13 protein-coding genes are annotated in these 16,196 nt (G+C 56.4%); all 13 read right to left on the reverse strand.

Annotated features, from left to right (window positions below; genetic code table 11):
* Positions 1-396 precede the first annotated feature (396 nt).
* The 13 genes from LGN10_RS01285 to LGN10_RS01345 all read right to left on the reverse strand — a co-directional run bounded on the left by LGN10_RS01285 (position 397) and on the right by LGN10_RS01345 (position 16,191).
* Positions 397-1,539: a DUF2827 domain-containing protein gene (locus LGN10_RS01285; protein WP_226221320.1), complete on the reverse strand. Its 1,143-nt coding sequence runs from the start codon at positions 1,537-1,539 to the stop codon at positions 397-399.
* A gap of 250 nt (positions 1,540-1,789) precedes the next feature.
* Positions 1,790-2,296: a type VI secretion system lipoprotein TssJ gene (tssJ, locus tag LGN10_RS01290; RefSeq protein ID WP_226221322.1), complete on the reverse strand. Its 507-nt coding sequence runs from the start codon at positions 2,294-2,296 to the stop codon at positions 1,790-1,792.
* 20 nt (positions 2,297-2,316) lie between these two features.
* Positions 2,317-4,170, reverse strand: coding sequence for a type VI secretion system baseplate subunit TssF (tssF, locus tag LGN10_RS01295; protein WP_226221325.1), 1,854 nt, complete (start codon positions 4,168-4,170; stop codon positions 2,317-2,319).
* Complete coding sequence (locus LGN10_RS01300; RefSeq protein WP_226221327.1) at positions 4,167-7,733, reverse strand: ImcF-related family protein; 3,567 nt, start codon at positions 7,731-7,733, stop codon at positions 4,167-4,169. The genes tssF and LGN10_RS01300 overlap by 4 nt, the downstream gene beginning before the upstream one ends.
* Positions 7,699-9,063, reverse strand: a complete 1,365-nt coding sequence (locus tag LGN10_RS01305) for a hypothetical protein (protein WP_226221328.1) — start codon at positions 9,061-9,063, stop codon at positions 7,699-7,701. The genes LGN10_RS01300 and LGN10_RS01305 overlap by 35 nt, the downstream gene beginning before the upstream one ends.
* Positions 9,015-9,275 carry a PAAR domain-containing protein gene (locus LGN10_RS01310; RefSeq protein ID WP_099317817.1) on the reverse strand — a complete coding sequence of 87 codons (261 nt, stop codon included), beginning with the start codon at positions 9,273-9,275 and terminating at the stop codon, positions 9,015-9,017. The genes LGN10_RS01305 and LGN10_RS01310 overlap by 49 nt, the downstream gene beginning before the upstream one ends.
* Before the next feature lie 20 nt (positions 9,276-9,295).
* The gene (locus tag LGN10_RS01315; RefSeq protein WP_124658454.1) at positions 9,296-9,769 is read right to left on the reverse strand and encodes a hypothetical protein; all 474 of its coding nucleotides are present in this window, start codon (positions 9,767-9,769) and stop codon (positions 9,296-9,298) included.
* Positions 9,770-9,905: 136 nt separating this feature from the next.
* Complete coding sequence (locus LGN10_RS01320; RefSeq protein WP_124658453.1) at positions 9,906-10,517, reverse strand: hypothetical protein; 612 nt, start codon at positions 10,515-10,517, stop codon at positions 9,906-9,908.
* Between the two features lie 111 nt (positions 10,518-10,628).
* Positions 10,629-11,282 carry a hypothetical protein gene (locus LGN10_RS01325; RefSeq protein WP_226221329.1) on the reverse strand — a complete coding sequence of 218 codons (654 nt, stop codon included), beginning with the start codon at positions 11,280-11,282 and terminating at the stop codon, positions 10,629-10,631.
* A gap of 154 nt (positions 11,283-11,436) precedes the next feature.
* Entirely contained in the window at positions 11,437-11,901 is a 465-nt protein-coding gene (locus tag LGN10_RS01330) for a hypothetical protein (RefSeq protein WP_226221330.1), read from the reverse strand.
* A gap of 248 nt (positions 11,902-12,149) precedes the next feature.
* Positions 12,150-12,515, reverse strand: coding sequence for a hypothetical protein (locus LGN10_RS01335; protein WP_124658450.1), 366 nt, complete (start codon positions 12,513-12,515; stop codon positions 12,150-12,152).
* Between the two features lie 809 nt (positions 12,516-13,324).
* Positions 13,325-13,915, reverse strand: coding sequence for a hypothetical protein (locus LGN10_RS01340; RefSeq protein ID WP_124658449.1), 591 nt, complete (start codon positions 13,913-13,915; stop codon positions 13,325-13,327).
* 11 nt (positions 13,916-13,926) lie between these two features.
* A complete protein-coding gene (locus tag LGN10_RS01345; RefSeq protein WP_226221331.1) occupies positions 13,927-16,191 on the reverse strand; it encodes a M23 family metallopeptidase in 2,265 nt (754 codons plus the stop codon).
* Between the last annotated feature and the right edge of the window lie 5 nt (positions 16,192-16,196).

Below are 16,196 nucleotides of genomic sequence, written 5' to 3' on the forward strand. Positions count from 1 at the left end.
GGTGAAACACCGTTCCCCATACACGACCCGCCCCGCGAGAAACCCGTTTCCGCCCGCCATTCGATCATCGCGGCATTCAATTTTCACGTTTCAAACGATATTATTAAAATTCCATGCGGAATCAATCTTCATTTAATCAATAATACCAACCTCAATTATATGAAGATTATGGATTGAAACATGTTTAACAATCTTTCCAACTTGTTAACCTATAAACTTGTTTTTGACGGACTTCCCTCGGAGCCGTCAATTTCGTGCCTTCGAAAACCGTCGAACCGATCGCGTTCGGCGGTTTCTTTTTTAACGGCATGATTTCGTCAGACATGAGGGCGGGACAAACCCGGCGGCGGCAGACGGCGCGCGGGCCGCAACGAACCTGTCCGCGAAACATCGGCTTCAGGCAGCCGTTGCGCCGATCGGGTTCGCGAGCAGCGCGTCGTACTCGGCGACGAGCGCCGGATTCGACGACGTGTAACGGCCGAGGATCTCGCGCTGGCGCCGCGTGTACGCCTGCCAGTCGTCGTCGTGCGTATGCAGCGCGCGCAGCAGCGCATCGGCGCCTTGCTGCACGTCGTTGTCCGGATAGTAGTAGCCGAGATCGGGCGCGAGACTCGCGTTGTGCACGAGCGGATAGCCCTGCCAGCACACGTCGAAATAGAAATAGTTGAGCGGGTTCGACCACTGGTGCGACACGACGATATCGGTCAGGTCGGCCAGGAACAGCGGCGTATCGAAACGCCCGACGAAGCTCGCCTTGCCCGCGCGCACGATGTCGAGATAGTTCATCAGCATCACGAACTCCGGGCTGTCGTGCGCGAGGCGATCGGCGTTCGTCACGTGCGTGAAGCAGATCGCGTCCGGGTCGCGGCGATACGCTTCGTCGATGATCAGCATCGGATACACGCAGAACTTCACGACGTTGTGGTTCGGCTCCATCACCGTGAGCCGCTTGCCGGGCTCGCTGCGCGGCCGGTATTCGCCGTGCTCGGGCAGCGACTGCGCGCGTTCGGCCAGGAACATCGGATCCCACACGAACGGCACGACGCGCCCCGGGCAGCGGCGCAGCGACTGCAGGAACGGCAGCGACGACGGCGCAATCTGCGGAATTGCCCATACCTCGTCGTAGCCGCGGTTGATGAACAGCGAATCCCACAGCCGGCGGCCGAACAGCATCGACTCCATCGCGTTGATGTACTCGACGCCGCAGCAATAGCTGACGAGCTTCACGCCGCGCGCTTTCAGGTAGGCCGTCTGCTCGCCGTCGATTTGCCCGCCAAGCTCGATCACCACGTCGAGCGCGTCCTTCATGTCGGCGAACGCGCGCGTGTCGTACACGCCGCGATCCCACGGCAAGGCGTCGGTCAGCGGCACGTCGGTCGTGTTGACCAGCGTCACGCGGTAGCCGTGCGGCGACGCCATCAGCAGCTTCGCGAGGAACAGCGCGTTCTGCTTGATGCCGTTGATCCACAGGCTTTCGTCGGGGGCACGCAATCCGATCGTGATGCCGATGCGCAGGCCGGTCAGGACAGGAGACGTCATCGTCGGCAGGATGGAAAGTTGAACGGGGATGGCATGGCGCAGTGTAGCGCGCGAAGCGCCGCCTGCGTCAAGCGGCGGCAATCCGGCATTCTAGCGGAGCGCCGGCCGCACACTGTCAGGGATGGTCAGCGGCCGGTCCGGAGCGCTTTTCAATGGAAGAAGAGCCCGTTGTGCGCCAGACATGGCCGAGTTAACTCTCACCATCAGGGATTCCGTCGCCGACGATCAAGCTCCCGAAACCGCACCCCGTTCATGGAACCAGCTCCATCCGATTGCCCGTCACGACCAGCTTGACGGGATCGGATTTCTTCCATTGCGATTTCGGGATCAGCAGTTGCCATTCGGCACCGGCTTGGTTACGGAAGAATCCCGCGACACCGACAACTTGCGCATCATCCGCCATGGGCGCCGACAGCTTCACCGTGGCGCCAGGCCCGAGCGTGGTTTCCATACTGCCGAGCAGATCGGCCCTCAGTAACGCTCTATCGTCATCGAGCAACTGGGCGTAACGCGCTTCTTCGAAGACCTTCGCGTCTTTCAGCTGGTAAACGCGCACCACAACCGGTAATGATTGACCCTGCTCATTTTCGTTGAGCGCGGAACGACTTTCGATCACCAGATTCATCTGCTTGACCTTCGCGACGAATACCGCGCGCGTCGTATCGACCGCCGTATCCATCACCGACTGCCACATGCCGCAGCCGGACATCGCCGCGACCATCAGCGCACCGACCGCTACCAGTCGAATGCTTCGCATCCTCCGATGGTTTCTCGGTATCACAACCAGTCTCCCTTCTTGCTCACGCACGGATAGCGCCGAATCGGCCCCCCGACGCCTTCGTACAGAACGAGTCGCACTGCAAAGTGGCAACACGCGTAGCGGCCTACGAAACGGCTGAGTACGTCGCCGAATAGCGCGACGTCGCCCGGCCCGGCGAAACCCGACGGCTCGATACCTACGTTCACATTCACGATGCGATCGACGCGCATACCGAACCGTTCCGTTTCCTCGTCGAGCCACACGTAATGGATCGCCTCGATACGTCGCCGGTTATCGTCCTGTCGCGTCCAGTCGTACAACGACAGCGCGCCGCGCAGCACGTTCGCGTCCATCATGTTCAGCTCGGTTGTGCCTGCCGCGTTGAAGTGAGAAATCACCCGCCAGTCATAGTCGCGTCCGCGCGGCGGATACAGCGGCATCGTCGGGGCCGTCAGGTTGCATACGCGCTCGACACCGTTAAAGGTCGAAGCACGCGTGGCAATCGTCGATTCACGCAGGGCCATGCGCGGCAATCGGCCATTGTTTGCCAATACCCGGACCGTCACGTGCGCGTCCGGCAAGCTGCCCGGCTCATCCCATGGATGCCCGCCCAACGTCACGACCATCTCGCGCTGGCCGGTCACGCCTTGCCGAATCGACGCGTGGTAGTAGCGATCCGGCGATTCGTGCCGCATCATCCCGCCGCGGTGACGGAATTCCTTGATCGACCGATACGCGTATTGATTGGCGGTGCGCGGATCGGTCGCCACGACCGACAGCGCATCGTAGGGCTCGACGTGCTCGCCCGCCGACCGGGGAGGGAGCACCGGATAGTCGCGATCGTGTCCGTTGGGCCGGATTGCCTGCGCGTCCAGTTCGAACAGGTTGATCACCGGCGTGCAGAACAACCGGATATTGTCCGCGCCGAACGTGGCGTCACCGGGTATCCGATCCCGGATCACGATTTCGAATTCAAGACGCGTTTCGCCCGGTGGCACACTCGCCGCGTCGAAACCGCACAAGTCGACGAAGTGGAACTTCTCAGGGAACGCGAAATATTCGAGCATAGTCTGCTCGCGATCGAGAGCGGCGTCGCGTGCGTCGTGATCGACGGGCCACAGTCGCTCCTGTGCGCCAAAGCCAGCCGCCTCGAACCGCATCGCCGGACGCGGCTGTAGCTGGCCGTCGAGCAGGCGCGGCATGCGCACGCCGATCGACTCGACCTGGCGCGTGAACACTGCGTACAGCGCGGATGCGGTCGGCCGGTCGCCATGCAGGTAAAGCCGGATACGCGACAGGTCATCCAGCAACCGCTGCTCGCGGTGCAGCAGGTCGAACGCGAGCCGAATCACCGTGCGACCGTCCTCGCGCATACGCGCACCCGCCTCGCGCACGCCGAGCGGCAACAGGGTTACCGCCTGAGTGGTCCGATAAACGCATATCGTCCCGTCCTGGCCGACCGGTGTCGAATGAACCTGTAGCCCCGGCGGCAACGTATCGAGAATCCGCGCCTCGCCGGTGCGGGGCATGCACGCAAGGATCGCCAGCGACGGAATCGTGCGACCCGCATGCGGCCAAAGGTGGTCGATCAGCGGATCGGTGATTTCCGAATAGACGTCGTCGAGCTTCATGCGCAGCCGGCTCGTGAGGAAAGCGAAGCCCTCGTAAGTCTGCTCGACACTGTCGTGGAGTGCGCCGGGCATCATCGTCATTCCCACACGGCGGGCACCTTGCGGCTGTTCCTTCGCAAATTCCCGCGCCGCTTCGCGCAGGTAGCGCATCTCGGCATCGAAGTAGCGCAGGTACGGATCGTCCTCCGCGCCGAAGCCGACGCCTTCGGGCATCACCGGTTTGTTTTTGCCTTCACTCATGGCTGGAGATCCTGTGGCAGCGGCGGCAGGAGCGGCATGGTAGATACGACACCGGCGTTGCCGACGATGAAAATGCGATCGGGCATTCGGAATCCGCGCAGTTTCAGCAGGCCAATCGGCCCGGCGCCGACCTGTGTGCGCAGCACATACGAAAGCGGCTCGCTGCTCCCGGTGTTCCACGTGAGCCGATAGCGCGTGCTATCAAGCTGCTTGACGTCCGCCTTGCTCAGCAGACGCAGGAACGCCCAATCGCCGGTCGAATCAAACGCCTGCCGCAGGCCCGCGTCGAGCGTCTGCCACGTGAGCCCCGCGTGTCCGTTCAGGCCATTGCCTGGCCACGCCAGCGGCGTCCAGCGTTCCTGCTGATTGAAATAGACGATCTGCTTGCCGTCGATCGACAGTTCCGAGCGTGTTACCTCCGGCGTCGGCAGGGCCATCATTTCGAATTTCTGTCCCGCGTCGCCCTGCAAGTAGAGCTGCGCGCCCACAGTCGACAGCTGCCGGACGGCGCTCAGGAATTTCGGGTCGAACTGCAGCGCCTGCGGCGCAAACTCGTTCGGCACCCAGTGATCGCCCTCCAGCTTCATCACGCCGGCCAGTTGTGTAGTGACGAAACGCGAAATCAATCCGGTGTCGGGCCGCACATAGCGGCCAAGCTCAGCGAAGGATGCATCGGCCTGCGTATCGAAGAACGGATAGCGGCCGCTCATCGCCGCGTTGAAGGGCGCGGCAACGCTGGCTCGCCATGCGTCGTTCAGGCTCGCTGCGGCCGGTTGCAGGATCGTCTGCCATGCGGCCTCGAGCGGCTGCGCAAACACCGCATCACCAAAACCCGCCCATGCCGCGCCCAGACTTGCGGCCGTCAGCGCCGCGTCATCGCGTGCTTGGGACAGCTCCGACAACTTCCCCTGGAACACCGCCTGCGCGAGCGAACGCGCCATCGCCTGCGCATCCGGACTGCCGGAAATCTGCTGCAACTTCAGCCGCATCGTCGTGACTGCCGTCAGGTAGCGCGACAGGCTCACACCGGTCAGCGCGATACCGGCCGGCAGAGCGCTCTTCGCGTTTGCAGCGGCCGGCGACGCGCCCGTGTCGCTCATCAGCATGAGCAGCGGACCGAACGGCTTGTCGAGCGGGCTGACGACGGCCGCCCCTGCCTGCTCGTCCGTGCCGATCAGGTCTTGCGCCTTGCGCACCAGCGTGTCAACCAGCGCCTGCGACGGGCGGCCCGCCTGGGCCTGATACTGCGCGGATTTCATCAGCGCGATCAACGGCGAGGTCTGTGCATCCGCGAGCCGCGAAAGCTGTGCCACCGCACCGCCGAGATTGGATGCCGGCTGCCATTTCATACTGTTGAGCATGCGCTGCCACGCAGCCGTGTACTCGTCAAAATAACGCGCCGTCAGCCGCTGCTTCAGTTCCTCGGCCGCGCGCTTCTCGTCGACGATCGGCTTGGCTTGGACCATGCCCTGCGCGAGCGTATTGCCAATCGGCTGCGGCGCCTGCGAACCGGTCAACACCCAGTCACCGCTCACCCGGCGTTCGCGGGATGCCTTGTCGATCGCCGCAGCGATCATCCCGTCCCATGCCGCGCGCGTATAGATTCCCGGTACAGTCTGCGACGCCGTGAACATCCCGTGGGCATCGGAACCGTTCAACAGGGTTTCGAGCGACGCGTCGGCGTATTTGTTCGTAACGTCGTCGAGAATACTTTGGTACACCGTGTCGTCGGCCGATGCGAGTCCCATTTGCGTGATCAACATGTTCCGGGTCGCGGTCACAACACCGTCGTCCATCGCGATCCGCCATTCGGGATGCGCTTTGAGGTGATCGGCGTAAAACGCCGCGAGCCGCCGGCCGGTATCGTCGCGCTCGCCTAGCGACATCTCGACGGGTCTCGGCCACAAGGCGACCAGCAGGCGCCTTAGAAACGCCGGATCGGCTCGCGACGGATCGCCAAGCATCAGGTAAGTCTTGAGCGCATTGTAGGTACTGCTGCGTATGTCCTGCGATTGAAGGCTGTCGGCGCGCGCCTGGTCCGCGGCTTTCAGCAGCCCGTCGATCGTTTGCACGACGGGTATCTGCAAGTTACGGGTCGCCGTGATTCGGTATGGTTGCCAGAGGCCGCTCAGGATTTCGTCATTGCGCGACAAGCCCGCGCGCAGGTACCACGGTGCGCCATGCTGCTGCCGGTATTCAAGCTTTTCCATCAACTGCTGTAGCGCGAGTTGCGTGCGCCAGGCAACTGCAGTCTGTGGCCGGGCGCCGATGGCAGCATTCGCCGTCGCCTGCGCCTCGCGCATGAGTTGCTGGTTGCCAATGAACGACGTGGTCATCCATACGCACCATGCAATCGTGGCAAGGGTCACACACATCGCCAGCGCGTTCGACCAGCAGAACCCCACGCGCCGACCATTGCCTCGTCGATTGGCAATTTCCAGCCACGTCGGCAACAACGCGGCGGGTTGCCTCGCGAACTCAACCGTTCCGTTCGGAACAGTTGCAGCGTTTGGCGCCGCGCCCCTGTCCCCACCCTCGGCGACCGGGGCAGGCGTCGGCATGGTCACCGTCGTTGCGAATACGGGTGCGAACATCACGCCCGCCAGCGGCGCTCGCAAACAGTGCGAAGCAAGTAGCGCTTGCCAGCTCGCGACGATGTGTTCGTGCTGTTTACCGATGTATCGCGAGATCTCGGCGAGACAGGTGATGTGCGAGGCTTCCGTACAAAGCCGCACGCCTGCGTCCGCCGTATCACGTTCGATAGCGGCAAGCTGATCGCGCAAGGTGGCCACCGCCGCGGGTGCCCCGTTGTATGCCAGTTGCGAAAATGCGCCAATCGCGTCGAACGTCTCGGGGCTCCCTCCCCGCACGGGCACCGCACGCAGGAAGATAACGGGCGCGGCCCAGCCGAGATCGTTCGCGAGCGCGGCAAGCACACGCGGCAGCTCGGTATCGCGCTCATCCGCGTCCGTAACCTGCACCACGCTATCGACCGGCCGGCGACGACGCAGCATCCGGATTTGGCGGCGCCACTCACCCGCCTCGATACCGTCGGGTTCGGCGTGCACGAGGATCGCGTTGCCGACGGACATCGCACCCGCGCGCTTGAGGCCGGGCGCGACTTTGTCGATCAACACGTTCGTCCCGTTCACCAGCAGCCATGGTGACCGGTATCGCCAGCGCCAGCCTTGCGAGACACGTAGCTCATCGACCATACGTTGCAGACGGGCATCGCGTTTCAGCGGCTTCCGCGCCTTCGTCGTGTCGCCGGTCTCCTTGCGAAACATCTGTCCGGCGACGGCATACGCGCCGATGAAAAACAAGCTGAGGTGAATAGCGATGAAGAGAATCAGGGCGATGACGATGACGATCACGACCTGCATACGCGCCATGCCGGGCGAGAGATCGAACAGATCGCCGCGGCCCCACACGAGGCCAATCGCGCACGCGGCGGCGATCAGCGCAGCAGCGATCACGCCCCAGAGCGCGACGCGTCCAGAAGGCGCAGATTCGACAGTATGGGCCGAGTCAAGCGGTCGCAAGGTCAGTTTCGGATCGATCATGCTGAGTGTGTTCAGGCAACAAAGTTTCCTTCCCATGCGTACCGGGAAGGACGTGAACAATGGCGGACTGCACGCCATCGACGATCAGTTGCGGCGTGCCCGCCGCACCCCATTCGCTTGCGGCTGCGACGGACAGCCAGCCGCTGGCGTTACCGAAATCGCCCACGATGTAGGCGAGGTCGCATTGGGCGTCGCCACTCGCAAGCGCATCCAGGTTCGCGATACGCAGCCCCTGATTGCAACGCTTGACGGCACGCGTGACCCACGCACGCGTCACGGCAGCGAAATCCGCGCTGCCCCATATCACCGCATTCGCGAAGCCGTACTCGATCTCGTCGGCCTTGCCCTCGACGGGTCGATGCAGGGCTGCCACCACGGGCACATCTTCCGGTAGAGCGTAGAAGCCGGCATCGAGCAGTATCGCGACACATCCCTCCGTGCTGCCAGTCGGAGGCTGTTCTTCGTGCCATGCCGTTGCAATCACAAGCAGCGGGCATGCCTCGCGAGCGTCGAGCCATGCGTCGGCCACCAGCAACCCGTGCGAAGCAGGTACGGCCAACACGGTGAGCGATGGCAGGCCCGCCAATTGGAGCGCGTCGCGCACCTCCTGTTCGCGCAAAGCTTCCTCGCCGGGTTCGGCCAGCACACGCACATTTGGCCAGTAAGCCGATTCATACTGCGTGAGCGCGTGCAGGCTCGGGGTGAGCGGTTCAAGCGCTTCGGCGATCTTGAGTGCAAGCTCGGTAACAGGTCGCGTTGGAGCCGCATCGGCCCCGCTTTCCTCCGCCGGATCGGCCACGTCGGGTTCAGCGAATGTTTCCGGAGGATCATCAAAGCGGCAATGCTCGACGACACCTGCGCCAAAACGGGGCTGCTGCTGTCGCGGCAGACGCGCGCCAACATGAATCACCTGGGCAAGCGTCTGATCGTTCAAGGGCAAGCAGTAGCCGATGCCAAGCACCCGTAGCGGCTGCTGCGCGAAACGAATGCGCTCCGCCAGCCATCGGTCGCGATGGAGGTTGCGGTGATACGCGCGATACCACACGGCCTCATAGCGCGCTCGCTCGATCGCAAAGAGAAAGCCGAAAAAACCGTTCGGGATACCGGCGACGCAGAACCAGAACCATGGGCTGCCCGCGCGTTCACCCTTCGGCCATATCAGCAGGACAACGGCCGCTCCGGACACCGCGCAGGCAAGCCAAATGCAGAACCACCACGGCCAGAACCGTGGGCGGCGCGGATAAGCGCTCGGGTGCCCCGCTTGAGAGAGGTCGACGGGCATTATTCGAAGTGGACGTTCGGCAGCGACGAGATCAACCGACAGCCACATGCGCAGCGATGGCCTTCCAGCGCGAATGGCTTGTGGTCGCGATCGGGAAACTTGTCGGCGCCCTCGTCAATGACGGTCCGGCCGTGCAGTTCGCAGATCGCCTCGTCGCCTTTACGAGCAAGCGGGCTGCCCATGAATGTCGTCCAGGGCGAGCCGCTGGCGACTTCGCCGCCGTGCTCGAGTTTGTCGGCTTTGCGGATGGGAGATTTCATAACAGCCTCAAAATCAGTTGTTAATCTTTGCATTTCTGCATTGAAAACTGTGGCTCCGACCCTGGATCAGAAGACTTGATTTTCATATCTTTTATATCTATGACATCAAATCCAAAACGGCTAGAAATTAACATCGACCTCCGATCAGAACCAATCGCAACATCATATATCCCGCCGCCGTATGTTCTTTTTAAAATCATGCCCAACTTAGGTTTTAATATATAAATTGAAAGAAATGTTGCTTGAGGACTGCGAAGATCTATCTTGTTTGGCAACCCATAAACAACGAAGCTCTTTTCATCCAAAGAAAAAACACCCCCATCAATACTGTGATCAATTTTAACTACCCCTATTTCCTTCCCGTCTCGCTTAACGAGCATTTCGGCCTGACCAGTAGCCTGCGCTGAATATCTTCCGTCACAAGATGTAACAACTTGCGCACGCGCATTCGACAGTAAAATTGTCAACAAAAAAATTAGGATAAACTTCTTCATGCCTTGTCTCCCAATATTCGTTGCGCCTTTTGTCCGTCCGTCCGGCGTATTGTCCGCCTCGCAGAACAATCATTTCTTGTCGCGCACGAAATTTTTCCATACATTGACCACAAAAACCGCCAACGCGCATCAATAATCATCTTCGAAAATTGAATAATCTTTCGCACGTTTTGCTGTCAATTTCGACCAATCTTCCCGCTCGTATTTCAATGATTTCAAATTTTGCGTCTATCCCACATTGATGTCGATCCAACGATATATACTTTCCATCAAGTGATATAACAGGATTCATATCTGAAGATGCCTCCTCTTCCAATTTGGAATTACTTACAGTGGTTCGATAGAATCCTGGAATTTCAACCAAACTCCTGTCACTACCGATCCTCCCAACAATCGCCACAAAACCCAAGGGAGAAACAGCTACCGGCACCATTGATGCATAAATTCCCGCTTTGACGTTTACGTCCGACAGGAAGCCCACATGCGGGGCTGCGCGCCTCACATGAACCGGCCTGCCGGCCTTGCAATGATTTAATTCATTGACAAGAACGTAGTCAGTACCGGACACGATAACCGCCTCACCGTCGGAACTCAGCGTAGTGTCTATTGGTTCTTTGTCGATTAAGCAGTGAACGTCCCCAGTCATAGTTCGCACGGTCAAATCGAAAGATTTTACTGTGGTCGCAACACTAGTAGTCCGGCAGCAACCTTGAGCCGAGGCAGCCAGCAGACCAATAAGTACGAACATTTTTACTTTCAAAGGAGAACCTCCCTGACCACGCAAATATATTAAATTCTCTTATCAAACCCACTCAATCATCGCTGACAATAATTTGTGCAATTACCCCCCTCACAACAATCATTTATTTTTCGGCAGCGAATTTGAATATTTTTTCTCTAGTACCTTTCGAATCGATTCAGCATCCTTATAACGGGCATGCGTTGAGCGCCCATCGCGGAAACCACATTCACATTGGTTCAAGAAAGGTGCGCTGGCATCACTTTGCAGTCCGGCAAAGACAGCTCCCGCTTGAGGATCGCCAGTCAACTTGTAGACATAGCCATCGTAATACTCCCCACCGTAGTCGTAATGATTCAGTGGCGTTCGCACCAAAACAACGACCTCCTTACTCTTTCGATCATGATCTGCATTCGCAAAAAACACAGTATAAATTTCAGGAACCCCATCATCCTTCACATAACGATCGAATAATACATCGCGCCAAATATGACTCTTATCATAAAATATTAGATGCGCATCAAGCACGTAAGTCCCATCACCTTTAGCATAATCACGAAAACTAGATGTATTCGCGACAAAATAAATATACACCCCTTGCATTGCGGGTGCCGCATCGATGATCGGCGGCTGCAATTTATGAACTTCTCCAATACGGGCCTTTATTTCCGCCTGAATAGTGGCTGGAACATCGGCCGCATAGACTCGATGCACTGAGAACAGACAAAATAACACCAGTGAGACACCGAATACAAATCCGTGTCGACCACCCATAATAGCCAACCCTCAAAAAAATCAACCCTAAAAATTCCCAATCGATAAGTACGCACCGCCCCTCAAAAGCACACGTTATTTATAATTTATCTCGAGTTTTCATCTTTTTTATTGACGATCCATTATTCTCATTGCCGCTAAATTAAGCCATTTATCACCTCTCAACCGACAACCTAGTAATACACCTTTTAGGAACATTTCTACTCCAATAAGTGCTAACCAAATAACGCCTCTTTTCACCCATCCTAAGGTTAGCAAATTCATCCCCGCATGAAGGAAACCTCTCCACAAACTCATTAGACGATGGGGAAGACGTGAAAACCCTATCGACTTCATACGTCCCCATTCCATCGTCCGCATGCGACACCCAAAAGCCGAGCCGCCCGCTAAAATCATAATTACCGATTTTTATACTAAGTGGCTTTTCTGAATCGATAAATATTTCCCCCTGCTTAACCCCGCTCTTTCCAGATAAGCTCCAAAACAAATTTTGCCCCTCAATTCTCACTACGGCCATGATCCCCGGAGATGGAGCAAAGGTCCTTAAAACATCATCAGCCCACGCGAAAAATGATGTCGAGAACATCACTACAGCCAGCAAAGTCCTGATAATCTTCATTGATCACTCCGGCTTAAGCATGTTTACCAACACCGCTTTTTGAGGCGAGGCGGATTAGCTAACACCACCCCATCAACATCAACTCCATCGCCCAAGACGCGCGTTCTAAATACTGAGTACGGCTGCCTCTCGCCGCATCCACTTTCACCACCATTAACAAGCCGATTCATAAAATCTACGTTCTAAGCTGAAACATCTTCAATATCCACTCAAAAAAACTTGCACTCACTTTCGACTCGCACGAGATGTCAAAAAAATCGAAATGATGAGAATAGATAATTGAAAGCGCGCGCCCTCTCCCTACCGACCTTCAACGTCCGGTCTCCGTAGTACAAACGAAAAACAGTCGAACGTGCACCATTACCAGCAATGAAAACCCATTGTTGCTTTTGATATTCAACAATGGCTCCCGTCGGTTTTATTGCCGAGTAGCTTATGATATAGAGGTCACCACCTGACAACTGAACATGTTCCTTCGAGACCGCCCTAAATAGGCCGTTTTGAGCCGCTCCGTCTACCGACTCAACTTGCGCCAGACGATCCCCCACCGGAATCGCCTCGACAGTCAGGGCAAAATCTGTCAAAGCGCGCCAGTCGTCGGGCATGTGCGGCATAGGCCCAGTTCGTTTAAGCCGAAGCTTCCCCGTATATAGAAACGGTATGTAGCACTCATCTTTCCCTAATGCGATGGTGTGCCCAACGTCGACATACTCAAGGCCATTGGGGATCGCAAACGACAAATGACAATCATCCCTCAAGACCCTCTCCGGTTCCTTGCCACTCGCCGAACACACAAAGACCATAAAGCACAAAATACTCACCCCCCGCAAAATGAATCGCCTCATGATTCCTCACATTACCGGCTTGTAGCCTGCATTCGGCACCACCTCCCAACCACCCACCTACCTACCCAAGCAAATTAATTTTTCTCACATTTTTGCATTTCAAATCCTGGAACATACGTCACATCAAACGAATGTGTCCTCTCTTTCTCGACATCCATCACCCCAACTCCAAATCGAATATTAATAACGATAAATTTTCGATCGTCACTAAATTCGGCATCATATACTCCGCCCCCCATAAATCCCTCCCCTACAGCACGAACACCCCTCCCAATCAAATATATAGAAGGGTATAAAACTTAGGAAATCGACGATCCATCGCAAACGGAAGCCCAAATATAATCAACACGTAATCGTCGAGACTAAATACTCCGCCATCGATAGAGTGATCGATTTTCATCGCCCCAACGTGCCTCCCACCCCTCAAAACAGCCATTTCTTGGGGCCGCTGATTTTCGCCACATAACTTTTCCATCGCAAGACGTTTCTATTCCGGCCTTCGCACCACCATGGAAAATAACCAAAACCAAGTGAAGTGCAATTTTTCTCACAAGCCGCCTCGAAATTCGCATCCATGGTTATTTATCGATTTTTATGGATTTAATGATCTCATTAATCACCCTCACCTTACCCATTGCCTTTTCACTAAGCCTCCCGCCCGGAGCGGGTGGCTTCTCAATGATGGCAGAGACGAAAATTACCGGAGGTGTATTGGATTTCTTAGATGAAATCAATGCTGCTTCGTAACAAATCGCGGGACGCTTTTCTGCAGTGTCAGAAATATCGCAGAGCGTGTTGTCAGCCTCATAAACGATAAAATCTCCAATTTCTTCCTTTCTTGTTTCATAGAAACCACCGTAGCTCCCTTCTACATATACAAGAGCATCATCAGGCAATGAGGAAATTCGATTTTTACCTTCCGAAGGAAGTTCTCCGTATTTAATGAATCCATTGTCTTGGAAAATTTTGTCGGACGTTTTGTCGTATAGACATATGGTAGCTATCGTTTCCAGCCGATTAACATCTACGCATACGGAACCGGAACCATCCGGATTGGCTCGCTTGTTTTCGTATGCAGGCAAATGAATTTTTGTTTCGTTATCAAATGTAAAATTTTTCGCATATAAAGGCGACGCGAATCCAAGCAAGCCAGTTGCGATGAGAGACATGACGAAATTTCTCATACCAGATCCATTAATATTCTTGAAATGCGTTGAGTGTGATTGATACGATCTTCCAGCCCGTTTGGCTTGCTCGTCTTTTTGTTTATCCCGTTGATAGCGCGAGACACGACGAAAATCGATTGAGCAGAGACATCCATCTCCTGGATCGATGAATTAATCGTAATGAACTTATTGCTTGCGGCACCTGCCGTCCAATACCACCCGCCTGCATCAATACAGTTAAATGGATCGATGCTAATTTGTTGGGGAGCGGCAATAATTGGCCGGATGCGTGTTTTGTCTACCAACCATTTTATGTCGAAGGACGATGAATCTAGCCAGCCGCGGTACACCCAGTAGCTGGCATAGTTCACTCGCCCGGTAAGTTGCTTCATACCCCGTCCACGGAATTTGATCCCATCACCAGCGTCGATATTTCCAAGATCAGCTCGCCCTTCAAGATAGTCGAAATAGCGATCATCTTTATTTTTGTAAAAATCACTTGCTTCAGGTTGCAGACTCGCCGAAAAATTGGTGCTGGACGCCTCCATCATGCGAGCCAGCATGAACGACTCCACTGCCCCTTGACCAAGAAAATGCGTCATCCTCGTTGGCGTATTTACCAAATACTTTCGCATTCCATGATTGAGCGGTACCCGATACTGTTCTCTCTTAGCGTATGGGTCCGGTGTTTCTCGACGGTTGTAGAGCTTATCTGGGTAGATACATGACAGTTCGTATGACGATAGCCAATGACACCGCCTAAAATGCCGAATAAACGCAAGCGGATGAAAAAACCATAGCTTCTGCCCTGCCGGAAGCCCCGTCTCGTTCCAAAACTGAACTTCCTTCAGATACTTCATGAAATCGTTGTAGCCCTGGTCGTTACCATGGTAGTAGCCGCCTTCGTCGAGCAATCTCGCATAGCGTTCTTCGTTGTTTGTACTATCCCATTCACTCGGCGCGTTGCAGACAAGGCCACGCAACTGCTGCCGTACCCACGCGTTACCTTTTACATAGGCCGAGAGCGCTCTAGTTTTATGAGCTTCCGGCGTTTCCCCTTCCACCATTGGTACTTCGTGCGGGGCAGCATCGTTCAGTACTTTCTTCAGCGCGTCCACATCGCACAGTCCGTCGCTGTCGAACGGCGTATTGCCCTCACTGATTTTCTGCCAGCCCATATAGGACAGGAAATCCGCGTCGGAGAACTTATGGATATTCGAGTTATTGATATCAATGTAGCCCGCCTTGTCTGTCGTCCAGTTGACCGGCATCCACGTCACGCATGCATCGGCAGCCAACGTTTTGTCCGTGGACAGGATGCGGCCAAAGCGAAGCAGCTCGTAACCGTCGCTCGGGCATGACGAATAAAGCGCCGCAGCACGCTTGTACAGATCGTATTCGTAGTCCTTTTCCTCGACAGGCTGCGGCGTAAGCAGCGTGCGGGTGCCGTCTTGCGCAACACTCCACACATTGGTGTATTTCGAGCCGAGGCTAAAGTAGGTCTCGACAAGCAACGGCAAGGTATTCGAGCCCTCGTGACCCGGCTTGAACTCGATGCCGTGTAATTTGTTGCGGGCATCGACCTTCGCTGGCAGACGGCGAAACTCGCTGCCTGCCGGAATGACGAAATACGCATGCCCCCACCAGTCCGTTTCGGCAGGAGCGGGAGGAGTAGGCGTGCTGTTACCCAGTTGCGTGCACCCAAAATAGGCGTCGAAGTCCTCAGGCAACATGAAAATCTCAAAGTGCAGATGGGGCATCCCCTCATACTTCCCGCGCCATCCCAGTATGTCCTTGCGTTTGACTCTCAGACTGACTTTCGGATCTTCTTTCCCGGATTTCGCCGGCGTCACCTGCCCCTTGCTCACCGGCCCAGTCGGCATGCGCAGGAACTCGGGCATCTTTTTGGCGTTCGCGCTGTGCTGCCCGTATTCCGCCAGCGGCATCAGATGCATGTAGAGCGAATAGAAAGTCAGCGTGCGGCCTTCACCGGTTTCGGTCGTATGCTTGAGCAGCACAAAGCCCGTATGGCTCTTACCGTCGTCAACCGCATGCTGACAGACCCGGTAGGCAACGACTTCGCCGTCTGCAATCGCGTACACCTCGCCCTTGGTATCGGGCTGAAGATGCACGCCGCAATGCCAGCGTCGGTCAAAGGCGATCGGATAAACGCCATGAGCACATTCGAACTTGTCTACCGCATCCATCATCGGATCGGGGTTCGTCCCGGTTGGGGCCGCGAGACCTGCGTCGGGCAAAAACGGCGGGCTGATAATCATGATCG

This window comes from Burkholderia sp. AU32262 (assembly GCF_020419985.1).
GTDB classification, from domain to species: Bacteria; Pseudomonadota; Gammaproteobacteria; order Burkholderiales; family Burkholderiaceae; genus Burkholderia; species Burkholderia semiarida.